Genomic DNA, 1545 nt, shown 5'->3' on the forward strand with positions numbered 1-1545 from the left:
TCCGGGTTTTTCCCGTCGCACCGCGGTCGGCCGGCAACATCGCCGCGGCTGGTGGCCGGGCTTCTGTATCTGCAGCACGCCCATGACCTGTCTGACGAGGCCGTTGTCCGGCGTTGGGTGGAGAACCCCTACTACCAGCATTTCTGCGGCGAGGTGTTCTTTCAGCATCGCCCCCCGATCGACCCGTCTTCGCTGACCCGGTGGCGGAAACGGATCGGCGAGGAGGGTGTCGAATGGCTGCTCACCAAGACCATCGAGGCCGGCAAGGCTGCCGGGGCGATAGATGACAAGAGCGTCGGGCGGGTCATCGTCGACACGACGGTGATGGAGAAAGACATTGCCCATCCCACCGACGCTCGGCTCTACGAACGCGCCCGGCAACGGTTGGTCAAGCTGGCCGGCGAGGCCGGGATACAGCTCCGCCAGAGCTATGCGCGTCTGGCTCCGAGGCTTGCGGCTCAGGTCGGCCGCTACGCCCATGCCCGGCAGTTCAAGCGCATGCGCAAGGCACTGAGAAGATTGAAAGGATATACCGGCCGCGTGATGCGCGACATCGCGCGGCAACTCGAGAAGGTCGCCGACCCCGGCCTCATGGCCCGTATCGCCGATGAACTGGAGCTTGCCGCCCGGTTACTGCGGCAAAAACCGAAGGACAAGGGCAAGCTCTACGCGCTACACGAACCCGCGGTCGACTGCATTTCCAAGGGCAAGGCCCACAAACGCTACGAATTCGGCTGCAAGGTCAGCGTCGCCACCACGATGAACGAGGGCTTTGTGGTCGGCATTCGGTCGCTGCCCGGCAACCCTTACGACGGCCACACTCTGGCCGAAGCGCTGGAGCAGGTGGAAATCCTCACCGACACCCGCCCCGCCCAGGTCTTCGTCGACCGCGGCTACCGCGGCCATGGCGTGACTTTGAGCCAGGTGTTTATCAGCGGCCAGAAGCGCGGTGTCACACCAGTCCTTCGCAAGTTGATCCGCCGGCGAAGCGCAATCGAGCCCACCATCGGCCACATGAAATCCGAAGGTCGCCTCAGACGCTGCCCGCTCAAGGGCACCCTCGGCGATGCCATCTTCGCAGTGCTGTGCGGCTGCGGCCACAACATCCGCCTGATCCTGGCTCATATCAGAAAGCTTTGGCCTCAAATCTGGGGCAGGATACTCGACGCCCTGACTGCGATCTCACTCTGCCGGCGGCCACGACACGCTCTCGCGGCGGCATAAAGCAATATGTTCAGGGCCGACTACTTCGCCAGCCACATTTATCAGCTCAACGACACTGAGGCCGGCGCGGTCCGCACCTGGTCGACGGGCCAGAAAGGCGATGGCTACCTGCTGATCGTTCCGCTGGACCGCTACAGCCGGAAACAGCTCCGCCTGGTGCGGGAACGGGTCGAGGCGGATCCCGAGCGCATTCACGACATGCTGGGCCACGGCCAGATCCACCAGCTGAAGCAGTTGCTGGCGGGCGAGCCGCACAGTACCGACGGCGGCGCGGCGGAGGCGGCATAGTCCTAGCGTGCCGGGTTTGAGGAGACCCGGTCA

The 1545-nt window shown here is 64.3% G+C and carries 2 protein-coding genes; both read left to right on the top strand.

Going from position 1 to position 1545, the window contains the following annotated elements; all coding sequences use genetic code 11:
• On the top strand, positions 1–1224 hold a 1224-nt coding region (locus ACR0AM_RS21555; protein WP_480623996.1), incomplete at its 5' end, for an IS5 family transposase.
• A 6-nt stretch (positions 1225–1230) separates the two neighbouring features.
• Positions 1231–1512, top strand: coding sequence for a hypothetical protein (locus ACR0AM_RS21560; protein ID WP_480623997.1), 282 nt, complete (start codon positions 1231–1233; stop codon positions 1510–1512).
• Positions 1513–1545 lie beyond the last annotated feature (33 nt).

It is taken from the genome of Ruegeria sp. AD9, from assembly GCF_056542305.1.